The following is a 21,363-nucleotide window of genomic DNA, read 5'->3' on the forward strand; positions in this document are numbered from 1 at the left end:
GTCTAAACATAATTAATATATGTCTTTTTTAGTAGAGCGACTCTAAAAGAACAAGTTCTATCACTAGCTGCAAGGTGGAAGCCACACGCAATTTTAATCGAAGCAAAAACAAGCGGTCAACAATTGATTCAAGAGCTCAAGGCAATATCTATTATCGGAATAGTGCCGCATAACGGTAAACTCGCTCGATTCCACCAGATTGTTCCGATAATAGAATCTGGCAAGGTTTTTCTGCCGCATCAAGCAATATGGCTCAGCGATTTTGAGTATGAAATTTTAATGTTCCCAAGAACCCGCCAAGACGATCAAGTAGATAGCGCTGCGCAATACCTTCATATGCATTGTCCAAGCCTGATACTCAAGTTGATAAACCAGTCTTAACAAATGGACAGCAAGAAACTGCTGGCGCTAGTAGGGTTGCCTAGCGCATATTTGACCTAGCTGCATAAACACTGATCATAGGAAATGACATTACAGGGACACTGGAATAACGTAGGAGAGAGCGCTGACAACTTTCGTTTAGGCAAGATTATATCTTGAAAAAATTAAGCTTTAGTGCTATTAAATAGTTGTAAATTTTGTCTCTTTGGTAGCTTTATGAATGTTGAAAGTAAGAAAATACATGATACTAAAATAAAATTACCAATATTTCTCGATTATCAATCTACTACTAAAGTAGATCCTCGTGTTTTGGAGGTGATGATACCTTATTTTGGTGAGTTTAGTAATGCACACTCTCGTAGCCATTCATTTGGTTGGACAGCTGAGGAAGCAGTAGAAAAAGCAAGGAAGCACATTGCTGATTTAGTGAATGCAGACAGCAAAGAAATCGTCTTTACCTCGGGTGCAACCGAATCAAATAACATGGCTATCAAAGGTGTTGCTCACTTTTATAAGAATAAGGGAAATCATATAATAACTGTCTGCACGGAGCATAAGTGCGTTTTAGATTCTTGTCGACATCTGGAAAATGAAGGCTTTAAAGTTACATATTTGTCCGTTAAGCAAAACGGAATTATAGATTTGTTGAAACTTGAGAAGGCAATCACTGATAAAACAATTCTGATTTCAGTGATGATGGCAAATAATGAAATCGGAGTAATGCAACCTGTCAAAGAAATTGGTGCAATGTGTAGAAAGCATAATATATTTTTTCATACAGACGCTGCCCAAAGCTTTGGAAAAGTTCCAATAGACGTAAATGAAATGAACATTGATCTTATGAGCCTTTCTAGCCATAAAATTTATGGACCTATGGGAATAGGTGCATTATATGTCCGTAGAAAAAATCCTCGTGTTAGGTTGACGCCACTAATTAGTGGTGGTGGACAGGAGAGAGGCATGCGCTCTGGAACAGTTCCTACTCCCCTTGCAGTTGGTTTTGGTGAAGCGGCACGTATCGCTAAAGAAGAAATGGAAATAGAAGCAAGCAAATTAGAAGAGTTGAGAGATATTTTGTACAACAAAATAAAAGAGGCATTTCCTGATGTTGTTTTAAATGGTGACTACGAAAATAGGATTCCAGGTAACCTTAACTTAAGTTTTCCTTATGTTGAGGGTGAGTCTCTTATCATGGCAATCAAGGATTTAGCAGTAAGCTCTGGTTCTGCATGCACATCCGCATCTCTTGAACCTTCTTATGTCATAAGATCACTAAACAATGGCCACGATCTTGAGCATTCATCAATTAGATTTGGCCTTGGCCGATTTACAACTAAAGATGAAGTTCTATACGCAGCAGATCTTGTTACTAAAAATGTTGGACGGCTAAGAGAGATGAGCCCACTTTTGGAAATGGTACAAGAGGGAATAGATTTAAGCACCGTAAAATGGGACTCTCATTGAAGAATAAGACGTTAACCATTAGCAGAGTGATGGTTGTCTAAGCTCTTTCTATGGGTGAAATCGGAAACTTAGCTTTAAGTCCTTTGTAGATGTCACGGAACTAAGTAGCAATCCTATACATATTAAGCTCGCAGCAGTTGTGCTTCCGCCATAGGATAGAAATGGAAGTGGGTCACCTATTATAGGTAATAGGCCTATTGTCATTCCAATGTTTATAAAGAAATGAGCACCAAAAAAGGCGAAAACCCCGATAGATATTAACTTAGAAAAGTAATTTTTTGACCTGTAAGCAATGGAGAATATTATAGCAAGCAATGTGGTATAGAGTAAAACCAAAGCCATGCTGCCTAGGAACCCCCATTCCTCACTAAGTACCGCAAAAGCAAAATCTGTGCGTTTCTCTGGCAAAAATCCAAGTTGAGTTTGACTCCCATTAACAAACCCCTTACCAAACAAACCTCCTGAACCAATAGCTATTTGAGATTGCTGTGCATTATAACCTATTCCAAGTGGATCTACTGATGAATCCAAAAATGATAATATCCTTTGCTTGTGATAAGGGCGCAAAAAAGGCCAAATAGCTGGTATTGCAAAAATGCCAAGCGTTCCAAAAATTATTAAATGAGATCTTTCCATTATTGCTGTGAATATAATTGATGCTCCTATAAACAACATTATCACAGCTGTGCCTAAATTAGGTTGCTTCAACACCAGGAATACAGGTAAGAAAATAATTATAAGTGGCTTAAATAAGCTTTGAAATTCCATCATTTTATACACACTTCGTTTATTAAAATAACAAGCAAGTGCAAGTATTAAGCCCACTTTTGCAAATTCTGATGGTTGCAAACTAATTGACCCAATTTTTATCCATCTTGTTGCACCCATTATGTGCGAGCCAAAAAAATTTACTGCTAACAGCGCAATTACTGCTGCTATGTAAAAAAAATAAGCGTGCTTCAAATAAAAATCTAGCTCTATAAATGACATAGCTATAGCAAGCAAAAGGAAGAAAGAGAATATGACCAATTGGTGAATTGCAAATGGAGCCCATTTTCCTCCAGCAGAAGAATATTGCACAACAATGCCAACGCAAAACAGAGCTATTACGTTAATGACTAATAATAAGTGAATCTTCTTCAGCTTATCCACAGCGAAAACTTTACAGACTTTGAGATACAATAAAACATAAGAAAATCAAAAAGCAAATTTATTAATTACCAACCGAATTGGACTACTATATATCCCAGTTATTACCGTTAAAATTGCCATAAATAATAGACAAAAGAGCATAAGCAATGGTACCTCATTAAGTGTCATTCCAGCGTTTGATGCTGCACTATTTTCAAAATATATTTTCTCTACCATTCTCCACATATATATTAGTGCAAGAAAAGAGCCAGCAGCAAAAACTGTAAGGGAAATCCATGCACGAGATTCAAGAATTGCTTGCATCATATACCACTTACTTACAAAGCCATTTGTCAAGGGTACACCGATTAATGCTAAACTAAATAGAGTAAATGCGAGTGTTGTATAGGGCATTGACTTTTTTAGTCCTGACAAATTTTCTATCTTTGTCATACCAAATTTATAAGAAATACACCCTGCAACCATGAATAAAGACGTTTTTATCATGCTATGATTTACTATGTGAAGAACTGCTGAAAACAAACCTGATTTTGAATTTAAACCCAGCATTAAAAGTATATAGCCAATCTGACTGATACTGGAGTGAGCAAACAGTCTTTTTATATCTTTTTCGATTATTGCAGATATTGATCCAAATACAATAGCGCAAAGTGCGAGGATAATTATCACATTATGCAGTGGTAAGAAAAAATTTTGCTGAAAAACATTGTAAAAGATTCTGATAAAAACATATATCATCACTTTGGTTACTGTACCTGAAAAGAATACGCTAATGAAGCTTGGTGCTTCACTATACGCATTAACTAGCCATTTACTGAGTGGAAACAGTGCCATTTTGATTGAGAGACCAACAAAAATAAATAATTTACCTAGTCTTATGATGTTATTATCGTATAATGGTACTATTCTTTCAGCCATGTCAGACATGTTGAGCGTTCCGGTCATAGAGTATAAAAGGCCGATGCCAAACAAGTAAAATGTTGCTCCTACAGTACCACTAATGAGGTATTCAAATGCTGCAACTAAAGCTTTCTTATCCCTTCCCATTGAAACTAAAACATAAGAAGAAAGAGATGAAATTTCTAAAAAGACATAAAGGTTGAATATATCGTTTGTTACTAAAATTCCGAGTAATCCACTCAAGCACAGTAAAAATAGAGAATAAAAACCAATGATTTTGTTTTTGCTAATCTCTTTTTCATTAATATGAAAGCTATAAAGCACACTAATCAGCGCTATAAAATTCACCAAAGTTAGAATCAAGGAGTTCAATATGTCGATTCTCAACTCTATTCCGTATGGAGGAGCCCAATCTCCAAGATAATAAGTTATAATTTCACCATTGTATGTTTTCACTAGCAACATTAATGAAATAAAGAAAGTAGCTGCCGTTGTAAAAAAAGAGATAAACCAGGACACCCTATGTTTCCTGGTAAGAAAGCAGAACATCGATGCAATTATTGGTATAATAACTTGTAGAATTGGTAATTGCATTAAACTGTTGTTAATACATCGTTAAAGTATTAGTATATATAATACTTTTTGTTTTAATACCTTTATGTTATCTAAAATTTATAATTCAGTAACAAACTTATTAAGGAGAAAAGGTAAACTTATAGGTAGGGATGAAAACGGAAATTCTTACTATGAGTCAAGTAAAGGGAAAAGATGGGTAATATATGACAATGTTTCTGAGCCTACAACAATTCCTCCAGCATGGCATATATGGCTGCATTATACTGATAATGCAGTACCAATTAATAATAATACAAGAAAAACTCCTAATTTAACGGGTACAAAAGATGCATACTACCCAAAGCAAAAGGTGAAAAATTACTATGAAAGCTGGAATCCTAATAACTAAAGATGCGAAGGTCAAATATACTTGAAATAATTGCTGGATCATTTGTATTAATTTTCACTATTTTTCTTATCTTCTTCGCTATTGATAAATTATCTTACATAAAGAAAAACTATAAGGATTGTTATAAAATACATGGCCTTTTTACTGATGCTAATGGTGTAGGAGTTGGTGATAGTGTCAAGATCTCTGGTGTGGAAGTCGGAAGCATAACTGGTGTATCACTCGACAAAGCTACCTACATAGCACGAATCGACATGTGTATAAGTAGGGATATAAAACTCCCAGTTGATAGCTCAGCCCTAATCACTAGCAGTGGAGTTGTTGGTAGTAAATTTGTTAATATATCACCTGGCGCAGATCCCAAATTAATTTCACACGGTGGTAAGATAGCACACACTCAAGCTGAAGCAAATATGGGCGGAATAATGGATAAAATTATTGGCATGTTTACAAAGTGAGAATAAGAACACATAAGCCAACTTGCCCTATGTACAATTAAGGGATTTTTCTATCAATAGCTTGAAGTTGTTCAGCGTTTGAATTATCAAGATTTCTGCTAGATTTTACATTCCTAATAATCTCAACAAATGCTTGTACTTTCAGTATAGGAGTGTTTTTTCTTACGTACTTAGGGAAGTGTTAAATAAACCATACGCGTCAAGTTAAGAGATTGTGAGCAAATTTAGAGAGGTTAAAGTGGATACTCTAGCCCTTCTACGTTTGTCTTTTAATGAAAATCGCGACCAAGTTATAGTGAGTTTTTTAAGAAATGCTTTTAAACTATTAATTTTGGTTAATACTAAAAATAACTCTCTAACCCGCCTTTTTAGCTCAATAAATGCCTTTGTTAAGCTAAGTTCTGTATTCTTTTTCACTTCTGTGCAACCAACTATGCCGTGAAATATAAGAATTGCGCACAATTTAGCATATAGTTCACATAATACTCTGCATGGCTTTCCTTTTAGCTTATCAAGCCTGATATGGCTTTTATACAATTTAAATAATAACTCAATTTGCCACCTTACTCTGTAAATCGTTAATACTTGCTCAGCACTAATTTTATTTTCTGGAACATTAGTTATAAATATTGACCAGTTCAACAATTTTTGATTTCTTTTAGAGGATGTATATCCCTGCGATCTTGCTAATCTATTAGCTTTCCTTCTTCTGGCCATAGACTGTTCTTCAGTTAGTTTCTGACATATAATTCTTACTCTAATTTTTGCTTCTTTTCCTAACAATACCTCGTTTTCTAAAAATAACTTATCCTCTAAACATTCTAATAACTCCATTTTTTGATTTGTTTCTACATCATATATGTTGGTATCGGATTTATAACGACTTATGAAATAAGCTCCTATTTCATTGATTTGTTTAAAAGAACTTGGCACAAAATAACCGAGATCAGATATTAGCAAATCATTGCTTAATATATTACTTAAATGTTTCCTATATCCCTGGTCTGATCTCACTGCCATTAAGTTAAGGAAAAGTGATGAACTGTATTATAAAATCAGGTAAGATTCACAAATTAAAAGAAGTAATGACATGAGTAAAAAAAAGAATAATCATGTTTATAAAAAATAAATTGATGAGTTTAAACTTTATAAACGCACACAGAGCATCCTCAAAAGACTTCTCACGAAAAAGAAAGCTGCCCTTCGTTAATGTATTTCTCCTGATTTTTAGAAAGAGTGTAAAGTCATTACAAGTGATGCTTAATGAGTTTGTTCTGCATACAAGAAAAGATTATACAATTACGGCAAGTGCATTTACTCAAGCAAGAAAGAAGCTAAAACATACTGCGTTTTCAGAGTTAAATGATGATATAGTTTCCCTATACTACCAAGATCAGGAATTTAAAACCCACCATGGCTTCAGAGTACTTGCATTTGATGCTTCAATACTGATTCTGCCAAAGAGCGACAAAATAATAGGTGAGTTTAGCTCAAGAGCAGTATGGAATGGAATCCAGAGATTTGAAGACTATACAAGTGCAACCTTTGAAGTTTGCTACGATATGCTAAATAATATTGCAATAAAATCTGTGCTAAGTAGAGGTGACAGCTATGAGGTTGATTTAGCAATCGGTATGCTTGAATCCATAAAATCAGACGATTTGTTAATCTGTGATAGAGGATACGTATCTTATCGATTTCTTGCTGAGCTTACAGGAAGGAAAATCAATTATATAATTCGCTGTTCAAGTTCGTCTTTCAATGAAATAAACGCTATGTTTAAGCCGGAAAGCCCATCTAGTACGGTGGTAGTGTCTACCGCACCTATTAAAGTAGCAAGACAGCTACGAAAGCTAGGATTACCTGATGAGATGAAATTCAGGTTAGTCAAAATAATACTTTCTTCTGGCGAAGTTGAAGTGTTAGTAACATCTCTGTTAGATGAGAAACGTTTTACAGTTGAAGAGTTTGAGAGATTATATTACTTGCGCTGGGGAGTAGAAACATTTTTTTCTAGGCTGAAGGGAAGATTAAATTTAGAGAATTTCACAGGAAAAAGTATTGAAACTATCAAGCAGGATTTTTGGTCAACTATCTTCATCAGTAATCTAGAAAGTATCATGATAGAAGATGATGAAGAGACATTGAGCTCACAGAATAGTAAACTAAAAAAAAGCATCAATAAATCTGTCTCATTTAATGCGATTAAAAACTTAGCCTTTGATATTTTTTCTACAGAGTCAGACATAGACTGCATTATGGATCGACTATCACAGTTATTTTTGATGAACACTTTAGTGGTGAGAAAAGGGAGAAGAGTTGATCGTCATAAGATATCTGATATTCGTTCACTCAACTACCAGAAAAGAGCTAGAAAACATGTGTTTTAAATTCAAGATATCTTTTCAGTATCATTGCATTAGTACATTCTTTGCAAAATAACCTGCAATTATTACTTTTTTAAATAACTTGCACTTTTCAGACTCCCTTTTCTTAAAAATTCACCCTAGTATTTACCATAATTATCAATCACTTCAAATTTTTTGTCCAATCTTAACTTCTCTTTCCCTTAACTTAATGGCAGTGATGGTAATATATGCTGGGCAGATAAGATTACAGAAAACCTGACTGACAATGATCACAAAAAGGATAAAGAAATTTCTATATAACTTTTCATTAGAGCTATTTTACGGTAATTATTCAAGAATTGAAGGATTTGGCAAAAGAAGTCCTTTTGTATTACCGTTAATATGTGTTTCCAATAATGGTAATCTCGGCCCACTAGATGATTTGAGAACATGTGTCCCTCATAAGTTTGTTGAATATAACATAAGCAATACTAGTTGGGCTAAGTTCTTATCAGATAAATTTTTTAATAACTTTTTGAGTGATATGGAAAACAGGCCTGACGATTGTAAGCAGTGTTGTTATGAAAATATTTGTGGTGGGGGAAGTTATGGTAACAGGTTTAACCCTGCCAACGTAAGTTTTAATAATCCTTCAGTATATTGTGAGGGATTTTTGGCAAAGGATTATACAATTTCTTTTAATGCATGGATTTTCTAAAGAAAAATTACGGCAGGTATTATTGAATAGTAATACTGAAAAAGCAGCTTAATGGTAGTGTATAAAAGGTATTTACTAGACGTTTTTCTATAATCTAATTAGCATCTAGAGGGTTGACTTTATGAATATCGTCCTCTAAACTGCCGTTACCAAGATTCGAACTTGGGACCTCGTCATTACCAATGACGTACTCTACCACCTGAGCTACAACGGCAAGTTCATGTATTATGATAATGAATAACATAAAAAAAAATAAGGAAAAAGAAGAAGAGAGAAAAAGATTGGCAAAAGCTTTAAAGCAAAATATTCTAAAAAGAAAAAAACAGCAACAGAGTAGACAAGATGCCAGAACTCCCAGAAGTGGAAGTCATCTCTAATTTCTTATTTGATAAAATCAAAAATAAGAAAATAAGCAATGTTACAGTCAATAATTGTAATTTGCGTGTACCAATAACGAAGAATATTGATGATTTGCTAAAGGGCAGAGTCATAAATGATATAAAACGTAGAGGTAAGTATATAATCTTAAGTACAGATGATAGTATGGCTGTAATCATACACCTTGGCATGAGCGGAAAGCTTATATATGCTCAAGCACAGAACAAACATGATCATGTGATATTCTTATTTTCTGACAACACTTCACTAATCTTTAATGACCCAAGAAGGTTTGGATTAGTGATTGTTTTAAACAGAGAGCAAGAACTAAATTTTTTTAATAACCTAGGAATAGAACCCCTCACGAATGAATTTGACGGACATTATTTACAGAAGTTGCTAAAGAACAGAAAAGCAAATATCAAATCAGTATTAATGAATAATAAGCTAATAGTTGGCGTAGGTAACATATATGCTTCTGAGAGCTTATTTAGAGCTCGCATATCACCACTTAGGCTAGCACAAGATTTAACATATATAGAGTGCGAAAAACTTGCTATCGAAATAAAAAATACTCTGAGTGATGCAATTGCTGCTGGTGGTTCAACACTGAAAGATTATGCACAACCATCTGGATCTGCTGGATACTTTCAAAATAACTTTTACGTATATGGTAAAGTGCAAAAACCTTGCAGAATCTGCAACAATATCATAACACTTATACGACAAAATGGTCGTAGCACTTATTTTTGCAATGCATGTCAGAATTAAATTTTATTTTTGCATATGACACTCTTACCTGAAAAAGATCCTTTTGATTTGTTTTCAAAGTGGTATCAAGAAGTACTTAATTTTCCATGTAAAGAGTCAACTGCAATGACGCTAGCAACGTGTAGCAAAGACTGCATTCCATCTGCAAGAGTGGTATTACTAAAGGAATATAGTAAAGAAGGTTTTGTGTTCTTTACTAACGTAAACAGTAGAAAAGGAAAAGAATTGACTGAGAATCCCAAAGCTGCACTCGTATTTCATTGGACAGAATTTTCTAGACAAGTACGAATTGAAGGAGAAGTTAGGCTTCTAAGCGGCAAAAAGGTTGACGAATATTTCTCTTCTCGAGCACGTGATAGTCAAATTAGCGCGTGGTGCTCAAAACAATCAAGAGTTCTGAAAAATTGGCAAGATTTTGAGCAGGCTATAGAATTGAAAGAGAAAGAATTTCACAATACACAAGTTTCTCGTCCTGACTTTTGGGTGGGATTTTGCGTAATCCCAAAGGTAATTGAATTTTGGCAAGAAGGTGAATATAGGAGACACACTAGATTTAGATATACTCTTGTTGAGAAAAGCAATTGGAAAGTGGAACAATTATATCCCTAACGTTAGAGAAAGCTACTCTGCAGATCAAAGATAAGGATTTATTGTCATAACAAGGAAAGTAACTTTTTATGGCTTGTTGTATGTAACGTATTGTAATACTTACGCAAAATATTTTAGTGCATTCTCAAATATGAGCATTCCATCACCATATTTTGGCATAGCCACTCCTGAACGTTTACATTTTTCTTTTTCAAGAGGCCAGTTGTCCTGCTGAGTAAAAAATATTCCTCTCTCTGGGTGAGGCATTAAAGCTAAAACTCTACCACTTTTGTCTGACAAAGCTGCCAGGTCGTATATAGATCCGTTTGGATTGTAAGGAAATTGTAAATTTGCATAGTCACCATTTTCATCAACGTAACGCAGTGCAACGGAATTATTTTCAATCAATTGATTTAAAATATCTTGATCCATAAAAAACCTGCCTTCTCCATGAGCAACAGGAAGATATAGCTCACTCAGGCCCCGTAGCCAAACAGAACTACTCTGCGGATTAACTCTCACTCTAATCCAACGACATTGGTAATTACCTATATCATTAGAGGTTAAAGCTAGATTAGAGAATTCTGGAACTAATTTTACTAATATCTGGCAACCATTACATATCCCTATAATAAGCTTATCCTGAGATAAGAAATTTTGAAATTCGTCTAACAAGTTGTTTTTTATACGCAAAGCAAATGCATTACCAGCACCAGTATCATCACCATAGGAAAAACCTCCTGGAATTGCAAGTATATTGCTTAATTTCAGTTCACTTGGATTATCTATAATATCATTAATGTGAACGATTTTTACTTCAATATTATTAATACCAAGCTTTCTGCTGCATTCCATAAATGCAAATGCAGTTTCTTTTTCGCAATTTAAGCCATAACCAGATAGGATTGTAATTTTCATGAATCAAAAAACTCGAACTTTCTTTTTACAAAATTTGCTATTAAATTTAAAGCAAATAGCATTAACAATAAAGCTATAATTGCAATGGCAGCAAGCTCAATAAATGCAATTTCAGGACTACTTGACCATATGTATATTTGTACAGGTAAAACAGTTGCCGGATCGAAGAAGGATGTAGGTGTATCAGCAATAAATGCTACCATGCCTATCATAAGTAAAGGGGAAGATTCGCCTAAAATCCTTGCAATTGCAAGCACTGCACCATGTATTATCCGTGGCAACGCAATCGGTAAAGAGTGATCCAATATCACCTTGATGTGAGGTGCACCTAGCGCAAACGCTGCATCTTTTATTGCAATAGGAACGTTTGTAAAGGCATTTTTTGTTGCAATAATAATATTAGGCAGCATCATAAATGAAAGAGTCATCCCGCCAACAAGCGGTGAAGAACGGGGTAAACCAAATATGCCCAAGTAGAGAGTCAGTCCTACCACACCAAATATTATCGAAGGCACTGCAGCAAGGTTATTCATGCTAATTTCTACAATACTGGTTATTAGCCTATTTCTAGGCATAAATTCATAAAGACAGATACCTGACATAATTCCTATTGGCAATGCCAACGCTAAGCATACTATAATTGTCATTAATGAACCGATAAATGCCCCTAAAATCCCTGCATTCTCAGGCTCACGAGAATCAGACTTAAGAAACAGAGACTTATTAAAAAATTTTCTTACTCTTCCCTTCTCCTTTAACCAATCAAGTAATTTAGCATAATGATCATTCAAACATTTATTTTTATATAGTGAATTGATCACACTCGATGCGGTAAACCAGATCTCATATTCACCACTATTTTTTACTCTCTTACGAAAAAATTTCTCTAGTTCTTTGTAAGAATTACGACTTAAAATTTCGTCACCGTCTTTAAAATCAGTTCCTTCAAACACCTTACGTAAAGAATTGTTGAGTAAGCCAATGGACTTATATCGTAAATCACCAGGATTATTAGTTAAAATAAGATCAGCATTTATTTCAACTGGCAATAAAATTTTCGTTACTGTTAAAGCACTGTAAGAGTTAACTAATATACTTAGTAATATACATATAGGACACCCAATTGAGACAATCAGTGCTGTAAAAGAGCAAAAGCATAAAATGTTGTTCTTTTTATTTTTTCTTTTTACACGAGCATGTACGCGCTTAGATTGAAGTAACTTAAGGAAGTTTTTCTTTATACTCATTTACTTTTCTTTATATGAGGATTTGAAAAAACTTTCCCCTTTTTCCAGTGATTGACACTGAGATCTAACAGGCTTTGCCTGCAAATAATTTTTATATTTCTCATGAAAGCACAAACCAAAAGGAGAATCTGGATCCCAGTGTCAAACATTGGGATGACACCACAGCAGGAGGCAAAGTACAGTTGTGCGTCATACATTGGGATAATAAGAGAGGGTTTTGAGATGATACAATTGACATCACTCCCTATTGTATCTACTTAGATTTTTTTTAACATAAGTAGTACGTTCTTTGATCCTTGCAGCTTTCCCAAATAGCTTGCACAGATAATATAATTTTGCTCTACGGACCTTTCCCTTTCTTATCACTTGTACTGAAATTAATGCAGGAGAGTAAACAAAAAATTGTGATACTATACTTTCTCCATGACTTACCTTTCTAACTGAAAAAGAAGAGTGTAATCCACGATTTCTTTTTGATATACATACGCCCTCAAATATCTGTATACGCTCACCCATACTATCAACTACCTTAAAAGTGACCTTCAAATCATCGCCAGGACAAAAAGCTGGCATCTCTTTGGCTAATCTTTGTATTTGTTGTTCGTTAAATTTTTCAAGCAAGTTTGTCATTTATCATCTCCATTCAACAATTCAGGTCGACGTTCCTTTGTTCTAACATATGACTGTTCCCTTCTCCAATCACTTATTTTTCTGTGATTGCCAGACAAGAGAACCTCAGGAACTTTGTACCTACTCCACTGCTCAGGCCTAGTATATTGAGGATATTCAAGCATACTACCACTATAACTAAAACTTTCTTCAGTAACGCTATCGGAATTACTTACTACACCTGGAAGAAGCCTAACGCATGTATCAAGAACTACCATTGCAGCTGGCTCACCTCCCGAAAGTATATAATCTCCAATACTTAACTCATAAGGAGTATACACATCAATTACTCTTTGGTCAACACCTTCAAATCGACCACACAATATTGTTACATGAGGAATTTCTGTTAACTCCTTTGCAATGCTCTGATTAAATTTTGTACCAGATGGAGTCATATAAATAAATCTAGTATTTTTATGAGCAGAAAGCACATTATCAACTGCATTACCAATCACATCTGGGCGCATAACCATCCCTGCTCCACCTCCGTATGGAACATCATCCACAGTTGAATGTTTATCTTTTGCAAAAGAACGAATATTTATTACTTCAAGGTTCCATATTTTTTTTTCTAACGCTTTTCCGGCAAGAGAATAGTTCAAAAACCCGGGGAACATTTCTGGAAATATGGTTAACACTGTAACACTAAACGTCATTAGCAAATTTGTAGTAAACTAAGCAGCAATTTGATATTATCTTATAGTATACAGCTAAATCAATCATGTCACTGAATAAAACGATATACGAAGGTAAAGCCAAAGTCATTATTGAAACTGAAGACTCATCAACTGTTATACAGTACTTTAAAGATGATGTTACAGCGTTCAACAAGGAAAAATATGAAATTATTGAGGGCAAAGGAATAATTAATAATCATGTTAGTGCTTTTATCATGGAAAAGCTTGAAGAAGCAGGAATTAGCACGCACTTTATAAACACTTTAAACGAAAGAGAACAGCTAGTCAAAAAACTCAAGATAATACCTCTTGAGATAGTGGTTAGAAACATTGCAGCTGGCAGCTTTTGCAAACGTTTTAATATCAAAGAAGGTGAGACACTTACATCTCCTATAATCGAGTTTTTTTACAAAAATGATGACCTAGCCGACCCAATGGTGAATGAAAATCACATACTATATTTTGGTTGGTTATCCCATAAAGAAATGGAAGAAGTTAAAACTACAACTTTAAAGATCAACAAAATCTTAGTCGACCTATTTTCAAATGCAAATATATATTTAGTTGATCTCAAGTTAGAATTTGGCAAATTGATAAACAACAGCACTAAAATCATTTTAGCCGATGAAATCAGCCCTGATAATTGTAGGCTATGGGATAAAAATACGCATAAAAAGCTAGACAAAGATGTTTTCCGTTTAAATCTAGGAAACTTAAAGGAAGCATACTCAGAAGTTGCAAAAAGACTGTCAGTAAAGTTAGACTAACTAAATACTACTCTATCAAGTGGAGGGTTACATGCCTCATCAAGTTTTCCAATAATCTCAATTTTTTCTCCACGCTTTTGGAAATGGCTTTCCACATCCTTCATATTATCGGGATCTACAATCAGTACTATACCTATGCCGCAATTAAATGTTTTTAACATTTCTCTCTTTTCTATTTTGCCTTCTTCTTTCAGCCATAAAAATATATCTGGCCATTTCCAAGAATTAATATTTATGTCTACAAATAAATTTCCTGAGAGAATTCTTGGAATATTGTCTATTAACCCGCCACCTGTTATATGCGCAATGCCTTTTACCTTTGGCATAATAGGCAACAAAGAATCAACATATATCTTTGTTGGCTTAAGTAATATTTCACCCCAAGATTTATTATTCCATGGAGATATATCATTATAATTTATACCTAAGCTTTTAAAAATATGGCGCACCAAAGAAAATCCATTTGAGTGAATTCCATTTGATTCTAAACCAACTACACAGTCACCTGCTTTCATTATACTACAATTTGGAAGAATTTGCTTTCGATCAACAACACCAACCACAAACCCTGCAAGGTCATAGTGATTGTTACCATACATTCCAGGCATTTCTGCAGTTTCTCCACCAACTAATGCTATTTTAGATTCCTTGCACCCTTCTGCAATGCCCTGGATTACAGACAATAAAACGTTTTTGTTTAAAACGCCTGTTGCAAAGTAATCAAGGAAAAATAAAGGTGTTGCTCCTTGTGCAAGTAAATCATTTACACACATTGCAACTAAGTCTATACCTATAGTATCATGCTTATTCACCTCTTGAGCTATTAATAGTTTTGTGCCCACTCCATCAGTTGAGGAAACAAGTACTGGATGGTCGTATTTCTTACTCAGCGAAGAAAAGTCAAACAATGCGGAAAATGATCCTACTTCACTAATTACTTCTTCTCCTTTAGTCTTTTCAATAATAGGTTTAACTTTTTTTATTAGTTCATTATATAGTTTAAGGTCTATTCCAGATTTAGCATAAGTATTCATAACGCCTTCATAAATCTTATAATTATTAATACTACATTAATGCTTTGACACAAAAAGCGCAACGAAACTTTCTCTTAAATTGACTACTACATGCCTACCAATATAGGGTTAACTTAAATCATTTATACTTTTATCCAATGAATAAAAACATAATGTTAATAACAGAGTGCCTATCAGGACGAATTCTTCATGATTTTGCTAGTTCTATGCAAGGAATAGTGGGTGGATTGGAAGAGCTTGAAGAAAACAACCCTAATATGCAAAACGAAGCATTGTCATTGCTTAAAGAAAGCTCCGATGATTTAATATATAAATATAAAGTTATGAAGCAAGCGTATTCTCATTCATCAGATAATTGCAGCTTTGTTAAGACTAAATCCAATATAGAAAATTATTTATTAAAAAAAAAGTAAAGCTTCAGTGGAGAGTAAGTGAATGTCCTACAGAAAACTTAATTGAAAAAATAAATAAGATAATTTCCAATATGGTGATAACTATAATCAGTGCAGTGGCACAAATTGAATTAGTTTCTATTTTACTGACTAAAACAGAAGATAAAACACTACTCACTATAAAAGTAGTAAATGAACATAAATCAATAAGTACATTATTAGTGAGCAAATTAACAAAAAAAAATGATATTCGTTTGGATACAAAAGACATTATTATCTATATGACTTCTTTACTGTTAGAACAGTATAACACTAAAATCAATTGCACTTGTGAAAGTAATTCACTGAATATAGGTTTAACTATAACTTGAGATGGCTGTGCGCCGTAGAAACACGGAAAGTGTTGAAGCTGTGCAGTAGATGAGGGAGCACTGCCATTAAGTTAAGGAAAAGTGATGAACTGTATTATAAAATCAGGTAAGATTCACAAATTAAAAGAAGTAATGACATGAGTAAAAAAAAGAATAATCATGTTTATAAAAAATAAATTGATGAGTTTAAACTTTATAAACGCACACAGAGCATCCTCAAAAGACTTCTCACGAAAAAGAAAGCTGCCCTTCGTTAATGTATTTCTCCTGATTTTTAGAAAGAGTGTAAAGTCATTACAAGTGATGCTTAATGAGTTTGTTCTGCATACAAGAAAAGATTATACAATTACGGCAAGTGCATTTACTCAAGCAAGAAAGAAGCTAAAACATACTGCGTTTTCAGAGTTAAATGATGATATAGTTTCCCTATACTACCAAGATCAGGAATTTAAAACCCACCATGGCTTCAGAGTACTTGCATTTGATGCTTCAATACTGATTCTGCCAAAGAGCGACAAAATAATAGGTGAGTTTAGCTCAAGAGCAGTATGGAATGGAATCCAGAGATTTGAAGACTATACAAGTGCAACCTTTGAAGTTTGCTACGATATGCTAAATAATATTGCAATAAAATCTGTGCTAAGTAGAGGTGACAGCTATGAGGTTGATTTAGCAATCGGTATGCTTGAATCCATAAAATCAGACGATTTGTTAATCTGTGATAGAGGATACGTATCTTATCGATTTCTTGCTGAGCTTACAGGAAGGAAAATCAATTATATAATTCGCTGTTCAAGTTCGTCTTTCAATGAAATAAACGCTATGTTTAAGCCGGAAAGCCCATCTAGTACGGTGGTAGTGTCTACCGCACCTATTAAAGTAGCAAGACAGCTACGAAAGCTAGGATTACCTGATGAGATGAAATTCAGGTTAGTCAAAATAATACTTTCTTCTGGCGAAGTTGAAGTGTTAGTAACATCTCTGTTAGATGAGAAACGTTTTACAGTTGAAGAGTTTGAGAGATTATATTACTTGCGCTGGGGAGTAGAAACATTTTTTTCTAGGCTGAAGGGAAGATTAAATTTAGAGAATTTCACAGGAAAAAGTATTGAAACTATCAAGCAGGATTTTTGGTCAACTATCTTCATCAGTAATCTAGAAAGTATCATGATAGAAGATGATGAAGAGACATTGAGCTCACAGAATAGTAAACTAAAAAAAAGCATCAATAAATCTGTCTCATTTAATGCGATTAAAAACTTAGCCTTTGATATTTTTTCTACAGAGTCAGACATAGACTGCATTATGGATCGACTATCACAGTTATTTTTGATGAACACTTTAGTGGTGAGAAAAGGGAGAAGAGTTGATCGTCATAAGATATCTGATATTCGTTCACTCAACTACCAGAAAAGAGCTAGAAAACATGTGTTTTAAATTCAAGATATCTTTTCAGTATCATTGCATTAGTACATTCTTTGCAAAATAACCTGCAATTATTACTTTTTTAAATAACTTGCACTTTTCAGACTCCCTTTTCTTAAAAATTCACCCTAGTATTTACCATAATTATCAATCACTTCAAATTTTTTGTCCAATCTTAACTTCTCTTTCCCTTAACTTAATGGCAGTGGGTCTGATCTCACTGCCATTAAGTTAAGGAAAAGTGATGAACTGTATTATAAAATCAGGTAAGATTCACAAATTAAAAGAAGTAATGACATGAGTAAAAAAAAGAATAATCATGTTTATAAAAAATAAATTGATGAGTTTAAACTTTATAAACGCACACAGAGCATCCTCAAAAGACTTCTCACGAAAAAGAAAGCTGCCCTTCGTTAATGTATTTCTCCTGATTTTTAGAAAGAGTGTAAAGTCATTACAAGTGATGCTTAATGAGTTTGTTCTGCATACAAGAAAAGATTATACAATTACGGCAAGTGCATTTACTCAAGCAAGAAAGAAGCTAAAACATACTGCGTTTTCAGAGTTAAATGATGATATAGTTTCCCTATACTACCAAGATCAGGAATTTAAAACCCACCATGGCTTCAGAGTACTTGCATTTGATGCTTCAATACTGATTCTGCCAAAGAGCGACAAAATAATAGGTGAGTTTAGCTCAAGAGCAGTATGGAATGGAATCCAGAGATTTGAAGACTATACAAGTGCAACCTTTGAAGTTTGCTACGATATGCTAAATAATATTGCAATAAAATCTGTGCTAAGTAGAGGTGACAGCTATGAGGTTGATTTAGCAATCGGTATGCTTGAATCCATAAAATCAGACGATTTGTTAATCTGTGATAGAGGATACGTATCTTATCGATTTCTTGCTGAGCTTACAGGAAGGAAAATCAATTATATAATTCGCTGTTCAAGTTCGTCTTTCAATGAAATAAACGCTATGTTTAAGCCGGAAAGCCCATCTAGTACGGTGGTAGTGTCTACCGCACCTATTAAAGTAGCAAGACAGCTACGAAAGCTAGGATTACCTGATGAGATGAAATTCAGGTTAGTCAAAATAATACTTTCTTCTGGCGAAGTTGAAGTGTTAGTAACATCTCTGTTAGATGAGAAACGTTTTACAGTTGAAGAGTTTGAGAGATTATATTACTTGCGCTGGGGAGTAGAAACATTTTTTTCTAGGCTGAAGGGAAGATTAAATTTAGAGAATTTCACAGGAAAAAGTATTGAAACTATCAAGCAGGATTTTTGGTCAACTATCTTCATCAGTAATCTAGAAAGTATCATGATAGAAGATGATGAAGAGACATTGAGCTCACAGAATAGTAAACTAAAAAAAAGCATCAATAAATCTGTCTCATTTAATGCGATTAAAAACTTAGCCTTTGATATTTTTTCTACAGAGTCAGACATAGACTGCATTATGGATCGACTATCACAGTTATTTTTGATGAACACTTTAGTGGTGAGAAAAGGGAGAAGAGTTGATCGTCATAAGATATCTGATATTCGTTCACTCAACTACCAGAAAAGAGCTAGAAAACATGTGTTTTAAATTCAAGATATCTTTTCAGTATCATTGCATTAGTACATTCTTTGCAAAATAACCTGCAATTATTACTTTTTTAAATAACTTGCACTTTTCAGACTCCCTTTTCTTAAAAATTCACCCTAGTATTTACCATAATTATCAATCACTTCAAATTTTTTGTCCAATCTTAACTTCTCTTTCCCTTAACTTAATGGCAGTGGGTCTGATCTTACCCCCTCCGTTAAATTAAGTTGGTCTATTATCTGATTCATGTAGTCGAAAACTAATTGTAACTTTATTCCATACTTAGTATTGCTTTCATAGCCACTGTAGCTAGTACCATAACCTTTATACATCTCTTCCATACTGTTAGGTAGAGTAATATAGCTACTGTCCAATAATTTAACACTATTAAATTGCTGTAAGATTTTGCAATCAACTTGCAAGATATTTTTAAAGAGAATCACAGATTCATTATACATCCTTTTCATAAATTCCACTGCTTCTTCAGTAAATCTAAAATCCAAACCTTGTTTTGTTATATCTATCGAGTCCTCGTTTAGTAATTGACACATTGTTTCTACGCTACAATTATCAACTCCTATATTACCCAAGACCATGGCTTTTACGAATGATGAACCTTTTAGCTTTCTCTTTCTTTTTATAAACCTTGTTGTAATTGAGATTTTCTCTGCTTTTTCATTAAAAAATTCTTTGAGCTTTTTTGATAAGCTAGTTATTTTATTCATTGGTTCTCTCACTAAAAGTATATCTGGGAGAACTTATACCTTATTATTCTATCTCTTTCATACCTTTATTTCCTTAACTTGACGCGTATGGTGTGATAAACACGCTCCAGTGGCTGCTTGATTTTTTCTTTAACATTAGTGACCGTATCTTGTCTTCCATCCCAATCTGAAGCTTCCTTCAAGAGTGCTTGCATTGTAGGTAGAGCAATTTCTCTGTCTTCACGAGGTGATATATGCATTGAAAATTTTTCACCTTCAGTTGAATCCAAATTTAACCCTACACACAGTACATTATCTGAAATAGTCAAAACACGCATTGTATTTGGCTGAAAGCCTTTTGCATAATCTTTTGCTTGCTCTAATGCAATAGCTGGTGTAGTTTGACTCCCATCTTTTACTTTACCTCCTTTCTCTAACTCTTTTAACTCTTCTTTAGTGGCAGCTTTCAGTTCTATAATAATTGGAACAGCATTTAATGATCTATCCTTACCACGAGGCACTAGAACAATATCAGCATAACCTCTTCCTGCAAATTGCTCCAAGTAAACCCTAAGATTATGTCTATAGCGGAAATTTACTAAAGCACCTGCTATAAACCCATGATGTGCTGCTTCTCGTGCTTTATCAGCATAAGTAAACGAACCCTTGTATTTTGAGTGAACTTTACTGATTCTATCAATGACTTTCTTGGAAGATTCTTCAACTTTACTTGCATCAGAATTAGTTAACTCAGCTATATAATCCTCGGGCTTGCTTTTTGTATTATCATTTTGATCTTTCCATATTTCCTCTTCTTTTTTAATTTCGTAAAAATTATGACTAATAGCAGAGTCAAGTATTTCTTTATCTTGTGTTTCAACAAAAATATTTTCTTCATTTTTGTTGATTTGCACTAACTTAGATTTAATCCTACCTTTAATTCTATCTTTAATGCCTCGTGCCGTACCGATCTTTTGTTGAGTGTCAGGATGCAAATTTTCTTTTAATATATATTCCAGTTCACCAGAAGTAAATTGATGACCAGAATTACCATCTTCTGAAATAGAAAATAGTTCTATACCTTCAATAGCATCTACATCACTTTTAATTTGACTATTTTTAACAACAACTACCTTTAATGTTTTTGCAGTGTCAAAACGAAAATAAACTTTTTTAACACCTAATCTTTCCGCAATTTGTGTATCTGGTAAAATAGAAAAGCTTCCTAAAAAGAAATGCGGAAAAAACCCTTCTTTACCTACCGAATGTAAATATGATGGAACCTGGTCAATGTATGATTGAAACCTTGCTTTGAAAGATTCAAAATCACTTTTTTGTTGGGTTGAAGTACTTGGGCCAGGTTGACTAACTCCCGCTGTTTCTCGAATTAACAGCTCTATTAATTCAAAATCTTGTGGTTTTTCTTGACTTAACATATAG

The 21,363-nt window shown here is 34.0% G+C and carries 20 protein-coding genes, 1 tRNA gene and 3 pseudogenes; 13 read left to right on the forward strand and 11 right to left on the reverse strand.

What is annotated here, in order from left to right; genetic code table 11:
* Positions 1–42 precede the first annotated feature (42 nt).
* Together terL and ABWU45_RS08015 are read left to right on the forward strand one after the other, a co-directional pair.
* A pseudogene (terL, locus tag ABWU45_RS08010) lies at positions 43–381 on the forward strand (phage terminase large subunit); the annotation flags it as partial.
* A gap of 216 nt (positions 382–597) precedes the next feature.
* Positions 598–1,845: an IscS subfamily cysteine desulfurase gene (locus ABWU45_RS08015; protein WP_353278472.1), complete on the forward strand. Its 1,248-nt coding sequence runs from the start codon at positions 598–600 to the stop codon at positions 1,843–1,845.
* A gap of 48 nt (positions 1,846–1,893) precedes the next feature.
* Here the strand turns inward: ABWU45_RS08015 and rodA are convergent, their stop codons facing one another.
* Both rodA and ABWU45_RS08025 read right to left on the reverse strand, forming a co-directional pair.
* On the reverse strand, positions 1,894–2,997 hold the full coding sequence (gene rodA, locus ABWU45_RS08020) for a rod shape-determining protein RodA (RefSeq protein ID WP_353278474.1): 1,104 nt from the start codon (positions 2,995–2,997) through the stop codon (positions 1,894–1,896).
* A 45-nt stretch (positions 2,998–3,042) separates the two neighbouring features.
* Entirely contained in the window at positions 3,043–4,491 is a 1,449-nt protein-coding gene (locus ABWU45_RS08025; protein WP_353278476.1) for a proton-conducting transporter membrane subunit, read from the reverse strand.
* A gap of 64 nt (positions 4,492–4,555) precedes the next feature.
* Between ABWU45_RS08025 and ABWU45_RS08030 the strand changes: the two genes are divergently transcribed.
* Together ABWU45_RS08030 and mlaD are read left to right on the forward strand one after the other, a co-directional pair.
* The gene (locus ABWU45_RS08030) at positions 4,556–4,861 is read left to right on the forward strand and encodes an NADH-ubiquinone oxidoreductase subunit NDUFA12 family protein (protein WP_264682819.1); all 306 of its coding nucleotides are present in this window, start codon (positions 4,556–4,558) and stop codon (positions 4,859–4,861) included.
* Positions 4,862–4,863: 2 nt separating this feature from the next.
* Positions 4,864–5,319 (forward strand): outer membrane lipid asymmetry maintenance protein MlaD, encoded by a 456-nt coding sequence (mlaD, locus tag ABWU45_RS08035; RefSeq protein ID WP_264682820.1) that lies wholly within the window; start codon positions 4,864–4,866, stop codon positions 5,317–5,319.
* 204 nt (positions 5,320–5,523) lie between these two features.
* On the opposite strand, the pseudogene ABWU45_RS08040 reads toward mlaD, so the two are convergent.
* A pseudogene (locus ABWU45_RS08040) lies at positions 5,524–6,348 on the reverse strand (IS4 family transposase); the annotation flags it as partial.
* Positions 6,349–6,431: 83 nt separating this feature from the next.
* On the opposite strand from ABWU45_RS08040, the gene ABWU45_RS08045 reads away from it, so the two are divergent.
* On the forward strand, positions 6,432–7,709 hold the full coding sequence (locus ABWU45_RS08045) for an IS4 family transposase (RefSeq protein WP_353277926.1): 1,278 nt from the start codon (positions 6,432–6,434) through the stop codon (positions 7,707–7,709).
* Between the two features lie 244 nt (positions 7,710–7,953).
* Positions 7,954–8,385 carry a hypothetical protein gene (locus ABWU45_RS08050; RefSeq protein ID WP_353278478.1) on the forward strand — a complete coding sequence of 144 codons (432 nt, stop codon included), beginning with the start codon at positions 7,954–7,956 and terminating at the stop codon, positions 8,383–8,385.
* Positions 8,386–8,526: 141 nt separating this feature from the next.
* On the opposite strand, the gene ABWU45_RS08055 is transcribed toward ABWU45_RS08050, so the two are convergent.
* Positions 8,527–8,599: transfer RNA gene (locus ABWU45_RS08055), tRNA-Thr, on the reverse strand.
* Positions 8,600–8,727: 128 nt separating this feature from the next.
* Here ABWU45_RS08055 and mutM point away from each other — a divergent pair.
* Together mutM and pdxH are read left to right on the forward strand one after the other, a co-directional pair.
* Positions 8,728–9,534 carry a bifunctional DNA-formamidopyrimidine glycosylase/DNA-(apurinic or apyrimidinic site) lyase gene (gene mutM / locus ABWU45_RS08060; protein ID WP_353278480.1) on the forward strand — a complete coding sequence of 269 codons (807 nt, stop codon included), beginning with the start codon at positions 8,728–8,730 and terminating at the stop codon, positions 9,532–9,534.
* Positions 9,535–9,549: 15 nt separating this feature from the next.
* Positions 9,550–10,143 (forward strand): pyridoxamine 5'-phosphate oxidase, encoded by a 594-nt coding sequence (pdxH, locus tag ABWU45_RS08065; protein WP_353278481.1) that lies wholly within the window; start codon positions 9,550–9,552, stop codon positions 10,141–10,143.
* A 99-nt stretch (positions 10,144–10,242) separates the two neighbouring features.
* Here pdxH and ABWU45_RS08070 read toward each other — a convergent pair whose 3' ends face one another.
* The 4 genes from ABWU45_RS08070 to trmD all read right to left on the reverse strand — a co-directional run bounded on the left by ABWU45_RS08070 (position 10,243) and on the right by trmD (position 13,612).
* Positions 10,243–11,040: a phosphoribosylformylglycinamidine synthase subunit PurQ gene (locus ABWU45_RS08070; RefSeq protein WP_064085770.1), complete on the reverse strand. Its 798-nt coding sequence runs from the start codon at positions 11,038–11,040 to the stop codon at positions 10,243–10,245.
* A complete protein-coding gene (locus tag ABWU45_RS08075; protein WP_353278483.1) occupies positions 11,037–12,287 on the reverse strand; it encodes a PstA family ABC transporter permease in 1,251 nt (416 codons plus the stop codon). Before ABWU45_RS08075 ends, ABWU45_RS08070 begins: the two co-directional genes overlap by 4 nt.
* Positions 12,288–12,524: 237 nt before the next feature.
* On the reverse strand, positions 12,525–12,917 hold the full coding sequence (gene rplS / locus ABWU45_RS08080) for a 50S ribosomal protein L19 (RefSeq protein ID WP_353278484.1): 393 nt from the start codon (positions 12,915–12,917) through the stop codon (positions 12,525–12,527).
* Positions 12,914–13,612: a tRNA (guanosine(37)-N1)-methyltransferase TrmD gene (gene trmD / locus ABWU45_RS08085; protein ID WP_353278485.1), complete on the reverse strand. Its 699-nt coding sequence runs from the start codon at positions 13,610–13,612 to the stop codon at positions 12,914–12,916. Before trmD ends, rplS begins: the two co-directional genes overlap by 4 nt.
* A gap of 65 nt (positions 13,613–13,677) precedes the next feature.
* Here trmD and purC point away from each other — a divergent pair, with 65 nt between their 5' ends.
* A complete protein-coding gene (gene purC / locus ABWU45_RS08090) occupies positions 13,678–14,400 on the forward strand; it encodes a phosphoribosylaminoimidazolesuccinocarboxamide synthase (protein ID WP_264377528.1) in 723 nt (240 codons plus the stop codon).
* Here purC and purM read toward each other — a convergent pair.
* Positions 14,397–15,434, reverse strand: a complete 1,038-nt coding sequence (purM, locus tag ABWU45_RS08095; RefSeq protein WP_264730070.1) for a phosphoribosylformylglycinamidine cyclo-ligase — start codon at positions 15,432–15,434, stop codon at positions 14,397–14,399. The two genes, purC and purM, sit on opposite strands and share 4 nt — an antisense overlap.
* A gap of 137 nt (positions 15,435–15,571) precedes the next feature.
* Between purM and ABWU45_RS08100 the strand changes: the two genes are divergently transcribed.
* The 4 genes from ABWU45_RS08100 to ABWU45_RS08115 all read left to right on the forward strand — a co-directional run bounded on the left by ABWU45_RS08100 (position 15,572) and on the right by ABWU45_RS08115 (position 19,219).
* The gene (locus tag ABWU45_RS08100) at positions 15,572–15,847 is read left to right on the forward strand and encodes a hypothetical protein (protein WP_012481935.1); all 276 of its coding nucleotides are present in this window, start codon (positions 15,572–15,574) and stop codon (positions 15,845–15,847) included.
* Positions 15,832–16,197 (forward strand): histidine phosphotransferase family protein, encoded by a 366-nt coding sequence (locus ABWU45_RS08105; protein ID WP_125855783.1) that lies wholly within the window; start codon positions 15,832–15,834, stop codon positions 16,195–16,197. Before ABWU45_RS08100 ends, ABWU45_RS08105 begins: the two co-directional genes overlap by 16 nt.
* Before the next feature lie 159 nt (positions 16,198–16,356).
* A complete protein-coding gene (locus tag ABWU45_RS08110; RefSeq protein ID WP_353277926.1) occupies positions 16,357–17,634 on the forward strand; it encodes an IS4 family transposase in 1,278 nt (425 codons plus the stop codon).
* Positions 17,635–17,941: 307 nt separating this feature from the next.
* Positions 17,942–19,219 (forward strand): IS4 family transposase, encoded by a 1,278-nt coding sequence (locus ABWU45_RS08115; protein WP_353277926.1) that lies wholly within the window; start codon positions 17,942–17,944, stop codon positions 19,217–19,219.
* A gap of 197 nt (positions 19,220–19,416) precedes the next feature.
* Here ABWU45_RS08115 and ABWU45_RS08120 read toward each other — a convergent pair.
* Both ABWU45_RS08120 and ABWU45_RS08125 read right to left on the reverse strand, forming a co-directional pair.
* Positions 19,417–19,956, reverse strand: a pseudogene (locus ABWU45_RS08120) (IS4 family transposase); the annotation flags it as partial.
* 53 nt (positions 19,957–20,009) lie between these two features.
* The gene (locus ABWU45_RS08125; protein WP_353278487.1) at positions 20,010–21,359 is read right to left on the reverse strand and encodes a hypothetical protein; all 1,350 of its coding nucleotides are present in this window, start codon (positions 21,357–21,359) and stop codon (positions 20,010–20,012) included.
* Positions 21,360–21,363 lie beyond the last annotated feature (4 nt).

Origin of the sequence: Wolbachia endosymbiont (group B) of Longitarsus flavicornis, assembly GCF_964028135.1 — a bacterium.
Classification (GTDB): domain Bacteria; phylum Pseudomonadota; class Alphaproteobacteria; order Rickettsiales; family Anaplasmataceae; genus Wolbachia.